This window comes from Aeromonas sp. S13(2024), from assembly GCF_041402405.1.
Lineage (GTDB): Bacteria > Pseudomonadota > Gammaproteobacteria > Enterobacterales > Aeromonadaceae > Aeromonas > Aeromonas veronii.
Genome location: NZ_JBGLRA010000003.1, coordinates 292,298 through 307,638 on the forward strand (window position 1 = coordinate 292,298; position 15,341 = coordinate 307,638).

Here is a 15,341-nt window from a genome sequence, read left to right on the forward strand (position 1 = left end):
TTCCCTTTATTTACAGATGTTTTTTGTCATTTTGTGATCCGGGTTCGTACCGATGACGCAACCGGGATCACAAGATGGCAGGAAAAGGCCGCAATTTGCCCTCCTGCGCCAATGATGGCTTCCAATGAAAGCGAGGTTTGCTATCATCCGGAGACATTTTTCATCTGTCGCCGGCTACAAAAGAATACCCTCATGTACACACAGTTCTTCGGCCTCTCGGAACACCCGTTTTCCATCTCGCCCAATCCCAAATACCTCTATATGAGCGAGCGCCACGGCGAAGCCCTTGCTCATCTCAACTATGGATTGCAGGATGGCGGCGGCTTTGTGCTGCTAACCGGCGAAGTGGGCACCGGCAAGACCACCGTCTCCCGCTGCCTGCTGCAACAGCTCCCCGCCGAGACCGAGATCGCCTATATCCTCAACCCCTCCCTGACCGAACGGGATCTGCTGGCCGCCATCTGTGACGAGTTTCAACTCCCCTATCCCGAAGATGCCGGGATCAAGCGGCTGTTCGACCTTATTCGCGATCACCTGCTGGCCAACCTGGCGGCAGGCAAACGCAGCGTGGTACTGGTGGATGAGGCGCAGCACCTGCTGCCCGGCGTACTGGAGCAGCTGCGTCTGCTCACCAACCTCGAAACCGACGAACGAAAACTGCTGCAAGTGGTGCTGATCGGTCAGCCCGAGCTGCAACAGATGCTGCGCCAACCCCTGCTGCGTCAGCTGGCCCAGCGCATTACCGCCCGCTATCACCTGCTGCCGCTCTCTCACAGCGATGTGGATGCCTACGTCCGCTTCCGGCTGCAGGTCGCGGGCTGCGTACAACCCATCTTCACCCCGCGCGCCATCAAGACGCTTCATCGCCTGAGTGGCGGCATCCCCCGTTTCATCAACCTCATCTGTGACCGCGCCCTGATCGCCGCTTTCGCCCGTGGCAGCTACAAAATTATCCACAGCGATATCAGCCAGGCTGCCTTCGAGGTCAATGGCGTTCGGGACGAAGGAAGCTGGGCCTCCGGTCTGATGGTGACGCTGGCGGGCGCCCTGCTAGTGGCCGCAGGCTGGTGGGGCTGGCAATTTTTCGGCGTGTTCCCCACCCGTCCGGTAGTCAAGGTCGAGGTACCGGTCACCATCGACGAAACCGCCGAGCAGCAGGAGCAGCTGACCGCGGCGATCAATCAGGCCATCGACCCCGACAGCGCCATGCAGAATCTCTATCGGGTCTGGGGTTATGAACCGGAACCGTTCGAGGCAACCTGTGACAATGCGCCCCGTGCCGGTCTGCGCTGTCAGGAGGGAGAGGCAAGCCTTGACGAGCTGCGCGCCCTGCAGTATCCCGCCATGATCGCGCTCACTGACCAGACTGGCGGTCTCTACTACGCGACCCTGGTCAATCTGGGGCCGAACAAGGCCAGCCTGATGATCGGCGACCAAAGCTGGCAGGTGGATCGCCAGTGGCTCAGCGACAACTGGGGCGGCAGCTACACCCTGCTCTGGCGCATGCCGAAAGGGGGGGTGAGCCTGATCGCCAGCAATGCCGGTCAGACCCAGATCCAGTGGCTCGACAACGCCCTGAGCCGTGCGCTGCAACAACCCGAGCGCAAGGTGCGCCGTTTCGATGGCGAGCTCAAGAACAAGCTGCAGCAGTTCCAGCGGGATCAGGGGCTCACCCCTGATGGCATCGCTGGCAGCAACACCCTGCTGCGTCTCAGCGCCCTCTCCGGTGAACCCATGCCCAGACTGGAGGAGGCCTCCTGATGTCTACCCTGCTCAAGGCGCTGCGCCGTGCGCAGCAACCGCAACTCTCCGCCCATATTCCGGCCATGGGCTTGCCCATGCCCCGGGAAGAGGAGCGCAGCCCACGCCGCATCGGCTGGCTGCTGGCTCCCCTGGCCTTGCTGCTGGGGGCGGGCGCCAACTATGGCTGGCATCTGATCCACCTGCGCCCCATCGAGGAGAAGGTGGAGGTGAAAGAGGTGATCACTCCACCCTTCGTGCGGGTTGAACCCAAGGCAATGGTGACCCGTCCGCTGCCCCCGCCCCTGCCGGAGCCAGTGGTCCAACCCAGAGCAGTGGCCAAAAACGAGGGGACCAGTCAGGGAAATACCCCCGCGCTGAGTCTGGCCGAGCAGCTGATGAAAGCCCTCAATGAAACCCCATTGCAGGAGACGCCACACGCCACCGGCCAGAACAACGTGCAACCGGCCCAGTTGATGACGCTGGGCTCGGCACCCCAGTCGGTGCGCCAGCAGGTACCGCAATTGAGCTATGGCTCTCATGTGTTCTCCTCCAACCCCGCCAAGCGAGCCGTGGTGCTCAATGGCCGGGAATACCGGGAGGGGAGCGAAATCGCCCCGGGGGTCGTGCTCGCCACCATCGACCAGCAATACATAGTGCTTCAGGTCGCCGGACAGAGCGTGACCCTCAAGGCGCTGCAGGATTGGCGAGGATGAGTACGCACCGAGCCCTGATGTTCGCAGGCAAGCCGGATGCACCTCACCTGAGTGCCACTTTTGTGAGCATTCAAAGGTTTACGGTGTGATGAAATATCCATTTTTACGGTTTGGCGCGCCCCGACCCGTTGTGTCACAGCCACCGGCCGTACACAATACGCAGCCGCCCCAGAGCCTGGAATTTGTTGATTAATATGACGCTACGATTCAGGGATGACATCTTGACCATGCTGCTGGCCCAGTGCCGGCGGCTTCCCATGACCAGAGTCACCCAGGTGGCCTTTCTGGCGCTGTTGATCATGCTGGCCCAGCAGAGCGCCGCCCTCACCTGGCGTCTGCTCACCCTGGCAAGCCCGCAAACCAGTCAACCGTGGCAACCCTCCGCCGTGGCGGTCAACGGCCAGAGCAACCCGCGCCTTGAACTGGGCGAGGTGAGCCGACTGGCGCTGTTTGGCAAGGCGATCCCCAAGGCGCAGGCCAAAGCCGCCGTGGCCGCCAATGCGCCGCGTACCCAGCTCAATGCCCAGCTCAACGGGGTGCTGGCCAGCTCGGATCCCGCCAAATCCATCGCCATCATCGCCATGTCCGGCATCCAGAACTCCTATGGGGTCGGTGACATGATTGACGGCACCCAGGCGCGGATCCGGCAGGTCTATCCGGATCGGGTGATCATCGAGCGGGATGGCCGCGACGAGACCCTGATGCTGGATGGCGAGGAGTATGGCAAGCCGCTGCCGCAGACCAACGCCGCCCCCCTTGGATCCCTGCGCAGCGAGCTGATGGCCGATCCGGGCAAGATCACCGATTACCTCAATATTTCACCGGTTCAGGTGGATGGCCGCATGACCGGCTATCGCCTCAATCCGGGCAGCAATCCTGAGTTTTTCAACCAGAGCGGGCTGCAGGCCAATGACCTGGCCATCAGCATCAACGGGCTGGATTTACGGGACAACATGCAAGCCATGCAGGCGATGCAGCAGATGGCTGGCGCAACGGAAATGACAGTGACCGTCGAGCGACAGGGCGAACAGTTCGACATCTATGTGCGCTTGTCAGAATAATGATTTGGAGTCGTACCAATAATGACCACTAAAGGGAAAAGCTGGCGTCTGGCCACTATCGCAGCGGCACTGATGATGACGGGCTCAGCTTGGGCCACCGAATACTCTGCCAGTTTCAAGAACGCCGACATTGAAGAGTTCATCAATACGGTGGGCAAGAACCTCAATAAAACCATCATCATAGAGCCCTCGGTACGCGGCAAGATCAACGTGCGCAGCTACGACCTGCTCAATGAGGAGCAGTACTACCAGTTCTTCCTGAGCGTGCTCGACGTCTACGGCTTTGCCGTGGTGCCGATGGACAACGGGGTGCTCAAGGTGCTGCGCTCGCGGGATGCCAAGACCTCCGCCATTCCGGTGGTGGATGGCAGCAACCCGGGCATGGGCGACGAGATGGTGACCCGGGTCGTTCCGGTGCGCAACGTCTCGGTCCGTGAACTGGCGCCGCTGCTGCGCCAGCTCAACGACAACGCCGGTGGTGGCAACGTGGTGCACTACGAGCCCTCCAACGTGCTGCTGATCACCGGCCGCGCCGCCGTGGTCAACCGTCTGGTGGAGGTGGTGAACCGGGTCGACCGCGCAGGCGATCAGGATGTGGACATCATCAAGCTCAAGTTCGCCTCGGCGGGTGAAATGGTGCGGCTGGTGACCAATCTCAACAAGGATGGCAACCCACAGGGCGGCACCGCCTCCCTGCTGCTCTCCCCCAAGGTGGTGGCCGACGAGCGCACCAACTCGGTGGTGGTGAGTGGTGAGCCGAAAGCGCGCGCCCGCATCATCCAGATGGTGCGCCAGCTCGACCGCGACCTGCAAAGCCAGGGCAACACCCGGGTCTTTTACCTCAAATATGGCAAGGCCAAAGACATGGTCGAGGTGCTCAAGGGGGTCAGCTCCAGCATCGAGGCTGACAAGAAGGGCGGCGGCGCAACCACAGGTGGCGCCAGCATCGGCGGTGGCAAGCTGGCCATCTCCGCTGACGAGACCACCAATGCGCTGGTCATCACCGCCCAGCCGGACGTGATGTCCGAACTGGAGCAGGTGGTGGCCAAACTCGATATCCGCCGCGCCCAGGTGCTGGTGGAGGCGATCATCGTCGAGATGCAGGATGGCGACGGCCTCAGCCTTGGCGTCCAGTGGGGCAATGCCAACGGCGGCGGCACCCAGTTCACCAACTCGGGTCTGCCCCTCGGCAGCGCCATTGCGGCGGGCAAGGATTACCAGAATGGCAAGACCGACACCGCTGCCGGTCTGCTGAAAGAGTTCAACGGCATGGCCGCCGGTTTCTATCACGGCGACTGGGCCATGCTGGCCACGGCGCTGGCCTCCAACACCAAGAACGATATTCTCTCCACCCCGAGTATCGTCACCATGGACAACAAGGAGGCATCCTTCAACGTCGGTCAGGAGGTCCCGGTCCAGAGCGGTTCGCAAAGCTCCACCACCAGCGATCAGGTGTTCAACACCATCGAGCGCAAGACGGTGGGCACCAAGCTGGTGGTGACCCCGCAGATCAACGAAGGGGATTCGGTGCTGCTCAATATCGAGCAGGAGGTCTCCAGCGTCGCCCAGACCCAGGCGACCGGTACTGCCAACCTTGGCCCCACTTTCGATACCCGTACCGTCAAGAACGCGGTGCTGGTGAAAAGTGGCGAAACTGTGGTGCTGGGTGGTTTGATGGACGAACAGACCAAGGAGCAGGTCTCCAAGGTGCCCTTGCTTGGCGATATCCCGGTGCTGGGCTATCTGTTCCGCTCAACCTCCAACACCACCTCCAAGCGCAACCTGATGGTCTTTATCCGGCCAACCATCTTGCGTGATGCGGACGTCTATACCGGTGTCTCCAGCAACAAATACAGCCTGTTCCGCGCCGAGCAGCTCAATGCCGCCTCGCAGGAGGGGTATCTCACCTCCCCCGCCCGTCAGGTATTGCCTGCCTATGGCCAGGATGTGATGGTGTCGCCCGAGCTGCAAAAAGAGATCCAGAAGCAGATCAACGAGATGCGGAGCAGACAGCAAAGCACTGTCGAGACCACCACCCCGTTTGTGCAGAGTAAGCCCTGATGAGTGCCTACCATCTGGATGGAAGCGTCGGGCCTGCGCCACTGCCCGAGCTCCCCTTTGTCTTTGCCCGCAATTTCGGGGTGATCCTGATTGAGCGGGAGGGCGCCCCCGTGCTGCAGTGCCGCCCTGGCGTCACCCCGCAAGCCCTGCTGGAAGTGCGGCGGGTCGCGGGTTGCAGCTTCGCGGTGGAGCAACTCGACAACGAGGCCTTCGAAGAGCTGCTGATGGCTCACTACCAGCGAGACTCCTCCGAAGCGCGCCAGCTGATGGAAGATCTCGGCAACGAGATGGACTTCTTCGCCTTGGCCGAAGAGCTGCCGCAAAGCGAAGATCTGCTGGATGCCGATGACGACGCCCCCATCATTCGTCTCATCAACGCTATGCTGAGCGAGGCGATCAAGGAGGAGGCCTCCGATATCCATATCGAGACCTTTGAGCGGGCACTGGTCATTCGTTTTCGCATCGACGGGGTGCTGCGGGAGATCCTGCGCCCCCATCGCAAGCTGGCATCACTGCTGGTCTCGCGGATCAAGGTGATGTCGCGGATGGATATCGCCGAGAAGCGGGTACCACAGGATGGCCGAATCTCGTTGCGTATCGGCGGTCGCGCCGTCGACGTGCGGGTCTCCACCATGCCGTCCAGCTACGGCGAGCGAGTGGTACTGCGTCTGCTCGACAAGAACAACGTGCGCCTCGAGCTCAAGCAGCTGGGGATGACCGCGGCCAACCGCACCATCATCAGCGAGCTTATTCGCAAGCCCCACGGCATTATTCTGGTGACCGGCCCGACCGGTTCAGGTAAATCCACCACCCTCTATGCGGCGCTGTCTGAAATCAACTCGCGGGATCGCAACATCCTGACGGTGGAAGACCCTATCGAATATGACCTCGAAGGGGTGGGCCAGACCCAGGTCAACACCAAGGTGGACATGACCTTCGCCCGCGGCCTGCGCGCCATCCTGCGTCAGGATCCGGATGTGGTGATGGTGGGGGAAATTCGAGATCTGGAAACCGCCCAGATCGCGGTACAGGCGTCGCTGACCGGTCACCTGGTGATGTCGACCCTGCACACCAACACCGCCATCGGCGCTATCACCCGGATGCGGGACATGGGGATCGAGCCCTTTCTGCTCTCCTCGTCGCTGTTGGCGGTGCTGGCCCAGCGGCTGGTGCGCACCCTCTGCCCCGATTGCCGCGCCCCGCGCCCCATCACCGAGCAGGAGCGCCTCGCCATGGGCATGGAGCTGGCTCCCGATCAGCAGGTGTGGCGTCCGGTAGGCTGCGAGCTGTGCAACCACACCGGCTACCGTGGCCGGACCGGCATCCACGAGCTGGTGGTGATCGACGAAGCGGTGCGAGAAGCCATTCACAGTGCCAGCGGCGAGCTCGCCATCGAGCGGCTGATCCGCGGCCACACCCCCAGCATCCGCCGTGACGGCATCGACAAGGTCCTCAAGGGGCAAACCAGCCTCGAAGAGGTGCTGCGCGTGACCCGGGAAGATTGAGATGGCGGCATTCGAATACAAGGCCCTCGACAACAAGGGGCGCAGCAAGAGCGGTGTGATGGAGGGCGACTCGGCCCGTCAGGTGCGCCAGCTGCTGCGCGAACAGGGGCTCACCCCCCTTGAGGTGAACGAGACCACCGAGAAGGCGAAACGGGAAGCGACCCGCTTCGCCCTGTTTCGTCGTGGTGCCAGCACTGCCGAGCTGGCCCTGATCACTCGCCAGCTGGCCACCCTGGTGGGGGCCGGTCTCACCATCGAAGAGGCACTCAAGGCGGTGGCCGAGCAGTGCGAAAAAGCCCACTTGCGCTCTCTGGTGGCGACGGTGCGCAGCAAGGTAGTGGAAGGTTATTCGCTGGCCGACTCGCTGGGGGCTTTTCCTCATGTGTTCGATCAGCTGTTCCGCTCCATGGTGGCGGCCGGTGAAAAATCGGGCCATCTGGAGAAGGTGCTCAACCGCCTCGCCGACTACACCGAGCAGCGCCAGCATATGCGCACCAAGCTGCTGCAGGCGATGATCTACCCCATCGTGCTCACCTGTGTCGCTATCGGGGTTATCTCGATCCTGCTCACCGCCGTGGTGCCCAAGGTGGTGGCCCAGTTTGAACACATGGGTCAGCAACTGCCGGGCACCACCCGTTTTCTCATCGGCACCAGCGAACTGATGCAGGCCTACGGCCTCTGGTTCCTGCTGCTGATCTTCCTTGGCAGCTTTGTCTGGCGCTGGTGGCTCACCGATGAAAAGCGCCGAAGACGCTGGCATCAGGTGCTGCTCGGCCTGCCGGTGATTGGCCGGGTCAGTCGCGGTCTCAACACCGCCCGCTTCGCCCGCACGTTAAGCATCCTCAACGCCAGTGCGGTGCCGCTGCTGGAGGGGATGAAGATCTCCGGCGAAGTGCTCTCCAACGACTTTGCCAGAATGCGCATTCTTGAGGCCGCCGAACGGGTGCGCGAGGGGACCAGTCTGCGCAAGTCGCTGACCGAGACCAAGATTTTCCCGCCCATGATGCTGCACATGATCGCCTCCGGCGAGCAGAGCGGCGAGCTCGACAGCATGCTGGAGCGGGCGGCAGACAACCAGGATCGGGAGTTTGAATCCCAGGTCAATATCGCCCTCGGGGTGTTCGAACCCATGCTGGTGGTCTCCATGGCCGGGGTGGTGCTGTTTATCGTGATGTCGATCCTGCAGCCGATCCTCGAGCTCAACAATATGGTGAATATGTAAGTTTCCGGCGTTCGGTGGCGCCGCTGGCGGCCCGTCGAACCCACCCAGTGATCACTCTCTGATGGGCCATCCCATCTCATTCGTTACGGAGCAACTCATGAACAAACGTCGTCAATCCGGTTTTACCCTGCTGGAAGTCATGGTGGTCATCGTGATCCTCGGCATTCTGGCCAGTCTGGTGGTGCCCAACCTGATGGGCAACAAGGAGAAAGCTGACCAGCAGAAAGCGGTCTCAGATATCGTGGCGCTGGAAAATGCCCTCGACATGTACAAGCTGGACAACAACCGCTACCCGACCACAGAACAGGGTCTGGACGCGCTGGTGACCAAGCCTTCTATCGATCCGGCGCCGCGCAGCTACCGCGATGGCGGCTACATCAAGCGCCTGCCGCAAGATCCCTGGGGCAACCCGTACCAGCTGCTGAGCCCGGGCCAGTTCGGCAAGATCGACATCTTCTCCATGGGTCTGGATGGTGAAGCCGGTACCGATGACGACATCGGCAACTGGAACCTGAAGGATTTCCAATAAGTGATATGTCGCCACCGCACTCCTTGTGAGCTGACTGCATGAAGCGCTCTCTCTCCTTTCATCGCCAATCCGGCTTTACTCTGCTGGAGGTGCTGCTGGTCGCCATGCTGATGGGACTGGTGGCCACCGCCGTCACTCTCAGTATGGGAGGCGCCAGAGGGGATCGGGAGCTGGACAAGCAGGCGCGTCGCCTGATGGCGACGCTGCAGCTGGCGCAGGAGTATGCGGTGATGGATGGTCGGCTGGTAGGCATTCGCATCGAGGATAACGGCTGGCAGTTTATGCAGCGTCAGGCCAAGGATCGCAAGTGGCTGGCCCTGACTGGCGACAAGCAACTGGGGCCGGTGCAACTGGCCGAGAACATGACGCTGGCACTGGAGCTGGAAGGCTTCGGCTGGCAGCCCGACCCCGACGAGAAAACCGAACAGAAGCGCGACGAGAAGGAGCGCACGCCACAACTGCTTATTTTCCCGGGCGGCGAGCTGAGCCCGTTCGTGCTCACCTTCACCCAGCAGGATGAGGATGCCCGCTACACCCGCATCGTCAAAGGGGACGAGTTCGGCCGCCTCACCCTGCTCACCGGCGATGAAGATGAAGAGGTGAGCGAATGAACGCCCGCGGTATGACGTTATTTGAGAAAGGTGTGATGGTGGCACTACTTCTGTGCCAACCACACCCTCAACAGGTGGCATGATGAACGCACGTGGCATGACACTACTCGAAGTGATGGTGGCGCTGGCAGTCTTTGCCATAGCGGGTCTGGCGGTAATGAAAACCGCCAGCGAACACCTCTCGGCCCTCAACTATCTGGAGCAGAAGACACTCGCCACCTGGGTGGTAGAGAACCAGCTGGTGCAACAGAAGCTCGAAAACAAGTGGCCCGGCGACAGCTGGGTGGAAGGGGATGAGCAGATGGCGGGCAGTACCTGGTACTGGCGCTATCGCGGCGTTGCCACCGCCGACAACAACTTCCGGGCGCTCGATATGGAAGTGCGCACCGAGGCCAAGGCCGAGAACCCGGTCGCCATGATGCGGACCTATATCAGCCGATGACCCAGCTATCCGCCCGCACGCCTCGCCCCGTCCGTCACGCCGGTTTCACCCTGCTCGAAATGCTGGTGGCGATCGCCATCTTCGCCACTCTCAGCATGGGCGCCTATCAGGTGCTGCAGGGGGTGCTCACCAGTGACGAGGTGGCCAAGCGCAAGGAGGCTCGCCTCAACGAATTGCAGCTCGCCTTCACCCTGCTGGAGCGAGACATCACCCAGATGGTGCCGCGCAGCGGTCGCATCGAGGGGGAGAACAACAAGGTGCTGCTGGCGGCCTCCCGTTTCGGCCAGCAGAGCGATGACTGGGGCATGGCCTTTATGCGCAGCGGCTGGCTCAACCCGGACGGCATGCTGCCACGCTCCCATCTGCAGCGGGTCGGCTGGCGTCTCAAGGATCAGAAGCTGGAGCGCCTGAGCTACCTCTATCCGGATCCGGTGATCGGCACCGAGCCGCGCATCCAGCCGGTGCTGACGGGGGTCACGGCGTTTCGCCTCTACTTCTTCGACAAGGGCAACTGGAAAGAGGAGTGGACTCAGCGCAGCGTGCTGCCCCACGGGCTGGCGGTGGAGCTGGATCTGGAAGATTACGGCACCATTCGCCGTCAGTTCCTGATTGGTGCCGGTGGCCAGCGCGCCGAAGAGAACAGCCAGAGCAGCAACCCCGACCAGGGGGGCGGCAACAACAGCAATAACGGGAACAATGGCGGCAACGGCAATACCAATGGCGGTAATGGTGACAGCCAGAACGGAGGGGGCGCCAATGCGGGCTAATCTCGCCGCCCCCGGTCGCCAGCGCGGCATGGCGCTGCTGGTGGTGCTGCTGATCCTCTCGGTGATGGTGATCATTGCCAGCAATATGAGCGGCCGCCTGCAGCTTGAGCTGCGCCGCACCGCCAACATCACCACAGGCAAACAGGCGTGGTGGTATGCCCTCTCGGCGGAAGCGCTGGTGAGCAAGGTGCTGACGCAGGATTTCAAGGACAACCCCGAGGTGGTCAACCTCAGCCAGAACTGGGCCCGCAAGAACACTGTATTTCCGGTGGACGATGGCCAGCTCAAGGGCGAGGTGACCGACCTGCAATCCTGCTTCAACCTCAACAGCCTGAGCGTGGCCTCCAAGGCGGGGAGCGGCGAGGAGCTGGCTCAGCAGCCCTATCCGGTGCAGGTGTTTCGCGAACTGCTCAAGCAGCTGGCGATGGATGATTACGAGGCGGCCCAGCTCACCGACGCCATCCGTGACTGGACCGACAAGGATACTGTGCTGGTCTCCAGCCTTGGCGCAGAGGACGCCTATTACGAGGGGCTCAAGCCACCCTACCTGACCGCCAATCAGTGGATGGTGGGCAAGGACGAGCTGAGGGCGGTGCGCGGGGTGACGGCCAGGGTCTATGCCAAACTGGCACCCTACGTCTGCACCCTGCCCAACGACAAGTTGAAGATCAATATCAATACCCTTGCCCCCCAGCGCCCCGAGCTGCTGGTCGCCCTCTATCTGGGCACTATCGGGGTGGATGACGCCAAGCGGGTGCTGAACGAGCGGCCACAGAAGGGGTGGAAAGAGAGCAAGCTGATGACGGACATGCTCGCTCCGGTCGATTCGGTGAAAGGGCTGAAAGAGGCGCTGGTGGTCAAGAGCGACTTCTTCGAAGCCCGAGTCGTGGCCGAGGTCGGCGACAACCGGGCCTGGCTCGAAACCCTGTTCCAGCGGGGCAAGGACAATAAACTGGTGATGCTGCGCCGCCTCAGTCGCGGCGCCGAATAAACAGCGCACCTGCAGGCCCTCGCCCGCGGGTACGAGAGATGTTGGATGCAGCCTGCGGGCTGCGCACCGGTTGCCAGGGCGCACAACGCCCTTTGCAAACCGGTATCGCAGGAGAGAGATGCGTGAGCGAAAGTCTGGTCATCCGACTGGGGACCAATAAACAACAACCCGTAGCCTGGCTGGTCTGGTCCGGTCAGGAGCAGGAGATCATCGCCTCCGGCACCCTGCCCTCGGCCGATGCCCTGGGCGAGCTGCAGGAGCGAGCCGGTGGCCGCCCCGTGGTCACCCTGGTGCCGGGCAGCGATCTGATCTTCCGGCGCGTCACCCTGCCGGGTCGCTACAACCGCCAGTCGGCGGCGGCCCTCCCCTACCTGCTGGAGGAGCAGATCGCCTCCGACGTGGACGAGCTCCATCTGGTGGTGCTGGCCCACGAAGGGCAACAGGTCGACCTGATGGCGGTGGATCGGCAGAAGATGGCCGAGTGGCTCGGCTGGCTCGATGCAGCTGGCCTCAAGAGCCAGCACCTGCTGCCCGATGTGCTGGCGCTGCCACAGGCCGCTGATGGCTGGTCTGCGCTGCAACTCGGCAATGAGTGGCTGGTACGCCAGGGCCCCTGTCAGGGGATCGTCGCCGACGAGCCGCTGCTGGCTATCTTGCTGGCAACCGAAGCCGAGCCGGTCACCATCCACAGCCATACCCCGGTGCCCGCCATTGCCGCCGCCAACTGGCAGGCGGCGGAGCCCGAACTCCCCATGCTGCTGCTGACCAAGGGGGCCCTCACCTGCCGGGCCAACCTGCTGACCGGCCCCTACCGGCCGCAGACCGAATATGCCCGCTACTGGTTGCAGTGGCGCAAGGTAGCCATCACCGCCGGCCTGTTGCTGCTGGTGGCCCTCGGCCAGCGCGGGGTGCAGCTCTATCAGCTCACCGAGCAGGACAAGGCGCTGAAAGCGGAGATCCGTGCCGTCTATACCCGCATCTTCCCGGGTGAGAGCCGCATCGTGAACGTGCGCAGCCAGATGAACCAGCATCTGCAACAGATGGGACAGGCCCCGCAAAACGGCGTGCTGCTGATGCTCACCGAGCTGGCCCCCACCTTTGCCGAAGTACCCGGTCTGAAACCACAGGTGATGCGCTTTGATGCCAGTCGCCGCGAGCTGAGGCTGCAGGTGACCGCTCCCGGCTTTGCCGAGATCGAGCGGTTCCGTGAGCTGGCTGGCAAGCAATTCGAGGTACAGCAAGGCGAGGTGCGCAGCACCGAGGGCAAGGTAGAGGGCGCACTGGTGCTCAAGGGTAAATCATCATGATGGAAAAATTGCAGAGCTGGTGGCACGGCATCACAGCACGGGAACAGCGGCTGGTGGCCGCAGGCGGCGTTCTACTGCTGGTTGGTCTCTTCTACTGGAGCGTCTGGCAGCCCATCGCCAACCGCATCGCGGAGCGGGAGCGGCAGGTGCAAAACCAGCAGCAAACCCTCGCCTGGCTCAAGGAGAAGGGTGAAGAGGTGCTGGCCAAGCAGGGGGGCTCGGGTCGCCAGATCGACACCAGCGGCACCCTGGAAGGGGTGGTCAACCGCACCGCCTTCAACCACAAGATCAAGATTGCCCGGCTGCAACCCCAGGCGCAGGAGCTGCAAGTGTGGATCGACACAGTCCAGTTCGATGACTTGCTGCTCTGGCTCTCCACGCTGGTGGAGCAGCACGGCATTCAGGTTCAAATCATCGAGATCGCCCGCGAGGATCTGGCCTCGGGTCTGGTCAAGGTCAGACGTTTGCAGTTGAGTCGTCCACAATGAAAAAGCGCATCCTGATTGCCAGCCTGTTTCTGGCCGCCTATCTGGTATTTCTGCTGGCCACCCTGCCCGCGGCACTGGTGGCTCGCCATCTGCCGCTGCCTGCCAACATTGCCAACCTGCTGAAACTGGAAGGGGTGAGCGGCACCCTCTGGAACGGCCAGATTGCCCGACTGCAATATGCCAGCGAATCGGTGAACCAGCTGCGCTGGGATCTCAACGGCTGGTCGCTGCTGCGCTTCGCCCCCGAAGTGGCCATTCGCTTTGGCGATCGCAACGGACTCAATGGTCAGGGCGTTGTCGGCTGGAATGGCGCCGCTTTCGGCCGGGATCTGACCCTCAACGCCCCCGCCCCCTGGTTGCTGAGCCGGGTGCCGATGCGCCTGCCGATCCCGATCACCGTCAGCGGCCAGCTGCAGCTCAAAGTGGAGCAATTTGCCCAGGGCAACCCTTGGTGTGACAACCTCTACGGCAACCTCGACTGGTACAACGCCAGCGCAGATACCCCGGCGGGCAAGCTGGATCTGGCCGATCCTGAGCTGAAACTCACCTGCCTCGACTCCAAACTGGTGGCCGAACTCAAGCAGGGCTCCGATGCGGTGCAGACCATGGGTCGCCTCGAACTGCAACCCAATGGCCAATACCTGTTCCAGGGCACCCTGAAACCGGGCCCGGCCCTGCCAGAGCAGATGCAGCAGGGGCTCCCCTTCCTCGGCCAGCCTGACAGTCAGGGCCGCTTCCCCCTGCGCTATCAGGGGCGGATCTAAGCCATCATTCAAGGTGAAAATGGCTCAGGGACAACCCGAGCCATTTATATCGTCCATGTGACGTGTCCGTTGAAATGCCAAATACGGCAGATACAAAAAAGCCCAAGCGATTGAATCGCTTGGGCTTTCTCTTTGAATATGGCGGAGGAGGTGGGATTTGAACCCACGGATGGTCGCCCATCGCCGGTTTTCAAGACCGGTGCATTCAGCCGCTCTGCCACCCCTCCGAACGGCGTGCATACTACGCTAAGCCCTTGTTCATATGCAATACATATTTCCTGTGGGATAGTGTGCGGGAGCAAAATGGCAGGTGGCTTGAAATTGTTCCTCGTCATCCCTATTTGTTCTACATACAATGCGTAAACATGCAGTAACAAACAGCGATCACGAGGCGGCTGCTCGCCGTCTCACCCGGACATCAAGAGGACACCCAAGATGGATACCCGTTCTATCTACACTGGCACCCAAAGTGCCGTACGCGATACCAACAAGGTGCTGCGTAACACCTATATGCTGCTCTCCCTCACTCTGGGCTTCTCTGCCGTGGTGGCGGGGGTCGCTACCGTGATGAACATGCCGCCGCTGCACTGGGCCGTGTTCCTGATCGGCGTCTACGGTCTGATGTTCCTGACCGAGAAGAATCGCAACAACGGCATGGGGCTGGTCTTCACCTTCGCCCTGACCGGTCTGCTGGGCTATAGCCTGGGCCCCATCATCAACATGTACATGAACAATGGTGGTGGCGAGATCGTGATGACCGCCCTTGGCGGCACCGCGCTCACCTTCTTCGGTCTGTCGGCCTATGCCCTGACCACCAAGCGTGACCTCTCTTTCATCGGCGGCATGCTGTTCGTCGGTTTCTGGGTACTGCTGGTGGCCATGATTGCCAACATCTTCCTGCAGATGAGCGCCCTGAGCCTGGCTCTGTCCGCCATGTTCATGCTCTTCTCCTCCGGGGCCATCCTGCTGACTACCCAGCAGATCGTGCGCGGCGGCGAGACCAACTACATCTCTGCCACCGTCACTCTGTATGTTTCCATCTACAACATCTTCCTGAGCCTGCTGAGCCTGCTTGGCGGCAACCGCAACTAATCAGAAACCCCGCTTCGGCGGGGTTTTTATTGGCGCCGATTTTTG

General features: G+C 61.8%; 14 protein-coding genes, 1 tRNA gene and 1 pseudogene. 15 read left to right on the forward strand and 1 reads right to left on the reverse strand.

The features are described from left to right. Positions 1–192: 192 nt before the first annotated feature. The 14 genes and pseudogenes from ACB042_RS07020 (at position 193) to exeN (ending at position 14,204) form a co-directional block, all read left to right on the forward strand. A complete protein-coding gene (locus tag ACB042_RS07020) occupies positions 193–1,761 on the forward strand; it encodes an ExeA family protein (protein ID WP_371178125.1) in 1,569 nt (522 codons plus the stop codon). Further along, positions 1,761–2,456 carry a type II secretion system assembly factor GspB gene (gene gspB, locus ACB042_RS07025; RefSeq protein ID WP_371178126.1) on the forward strand — a complete coding sequence of 232 codons (696 nt, stop codon included), beginning with the start codon at positions 1,761–1,763 and terminating at the stop codon, positions 2,454–2,456. The genes ACB042_RS07020 and gspB overlap by 1 nt, the downstream gene beginning before the upstream one ends. A 227-nt stretch (positions 2,457–2,683) precedes the next feature. Next, on the forward strand, positions 2,684–3,517 hold the full coding sequence (gene exeC, locus ACB042_RS07030; RefSeq protein WP_005359021.1) for a GspC family type II secretion system variant ExeC: 834 nt from the start codon (positions 2,684–2,686) through the stop codon (positions 3,515–3,517). Positions 3,518–3,538: 21 nt separating this feature from the next. Then, the gene (exeD, locus tag ACB042_RS07035) at positions 3,539–5,578 is read left to right on the forward strand and encodes a GspD family T2SS secretin variant ExeD (RefSeq protein WP_371178127.1); all 2,040 of its coding nucleotides are present in this window, start codon (positions 3,539–3,541) and stop codon (positions 5,576–5,578) included. Next, positions 5,578–7,083 (forward strand): GspE family T2SS ATPase variant ExeE, encoded by a 1,506-nt coding sequence (gene exeE, locus ACB042_RS07040; protein ID WP_368149815.1) that lies wholly within the window; start codon positions 5,578–5,580, stop codon positions 7,081–7,083. The genes exeD and exeE overlap by 1 nt, the downstream gene beginning before the upstream one ends. A 1-nt stretch (position 7,084) precedes the next feature. Beyond that, positions 7,085–8,305 (forward strand): GspF family T2SS innner membrane protein variant ExeF, encoded by a 1,221-nt coding sequence (gene exeF / locus ACB042_RS07045; RefSeq protein ID WP_005338296.1) that lies wholly within the window; start codon positions 7,085–7,087, stop codon positions 8,303–8,305. A 97-nt stretch (positions 8,306–8,402) separates the two neighbouring features. Further along, positions 8,403–8,834, forward strand: a complete 432-nt coding sequence (gene exeG / locus ACB042_RS07050) for a GspG family T2SS major pseudopilin variant ExeG (protein ID WP_005338297.1) — start codon at positions 8,403–8,405, stop codon at positions 8,832–8,834. Between the two features lie 38 nt (positions 8,835–8,872). Continuing rightward, positions 8,873–9,445 carry a GspH family T2SS minor pseudopilin variant ExeH gene (gene exeH, locus ACB042_RS07055; protein WP_236367994.1) on the forward strand — a complete coding sequence of 191 codons (573 nt, stop codon included), beginning with the start codon at positions 8,873–8,875 and terminating at the stop codon, positions 9,443–9,445. A gap of 82 nt (positions 9,446–9,527) precedes the next feature. Continuing rightward, on the forward strand, positions 9,528–9,887 hold the full coding sequence (exeI, locus tag ACB042_RS07060) for a GspI family T2SS minor pseudopilin variant ExeI (RefSeq protein ID WP_005338301.1): 360 nt from the start codon (positions 9,528–9,530) through the stop codon (positions 9,885–9,887). Then, positions 9,884–10,531, forward strand: a pseudogene (gene gspJ / locus ACB042_RS07065) (type II secretion system minor pseudopilin GspJ); the annotation flags it as partial. The gene exeI and the pseudogene gspJ, both read left to right, overlap by 4 nt. 112 nt (positions 10,532–10,643) lie before the next feature. Next, entirely contained in the window at positions 10,644–11,645 is a 1,002-nt protein-coding gene (gene exeK / locus ACB042_RS07070) for a GspK family T2SS minor pseudopilin variant ExeK (protein WP_371178128.1), read from the forward strand. 122 nt (positions 11,646–11,767) lie between these two features. Continuing rightward, the gene (gene exeL, locus ACB042_RS07075; protein WP_371178129.1) at positions 11,768–12,952 is read left to right on the forward strand and encodes a GspL family type II secretion system protein ExeL; all 1,185 of its coding nucleotides are present in this window, start codon (positions 11,768–11,770) and stop codon (positions 12,950–12,952) included. After that, positions 12,949–13,440, forward strand: a complete 492-nt coding sequence (gene exeM / locus ACB042_RS07080; RefSeq protein ID WP_371178130.1) for a GspM family type II secretion system protein ExeM — start codon at positions 12,949–12,951, stop codon at positions 13,438–13,440. Before exeL ends, exeM begins: the two co-directional genes overlap by 4 nt. Further along, the gene (gene exeN / locus ACB042_RS07085) at positions 13,437–14,204 is read left to right on the forward strand and encodes a GspN family type II secretion system protein ExeN (RefSeq protein ID WP_371178131.1); all 768 of its coding nucleotides are present in this window, start codon (positions 13,437–13,439) and stop codon (positions 14,202–14,204) included. Before exeM ends, exeN begins: the two co-directional genes overlap by 4 nt. Positions 14,205–14,343: 139 nt before the next feature. Here the strand turns inward: exeN and ACB042_RS07090 are convergent. Continuing rightward, positions 14,344–14,431: transfer RNA gene (locus ACB042_RS07090), tRNA-Ser, on the reverse strand. Between the two features lie 208 nt (positions 14,432–14,639). On the opposite strand from ACB042_RS07090, the gene ACB042_RS07095 reads away from it, so the two are divergent. Then, positions 14,640–15,296: a Bax inhibitor-1/YccA family protein gene (locus tag ACB042_RS07095; RefSeq protein ID WP_005338308.1), complete on the forward strand. Its 657-nt coding sequence runs from the start codon at positions 14,640–14,642 to the stop codon at positions 15,294–15,296. Positions 15,297–15,341: the final 45 nt, after the last annotated feature.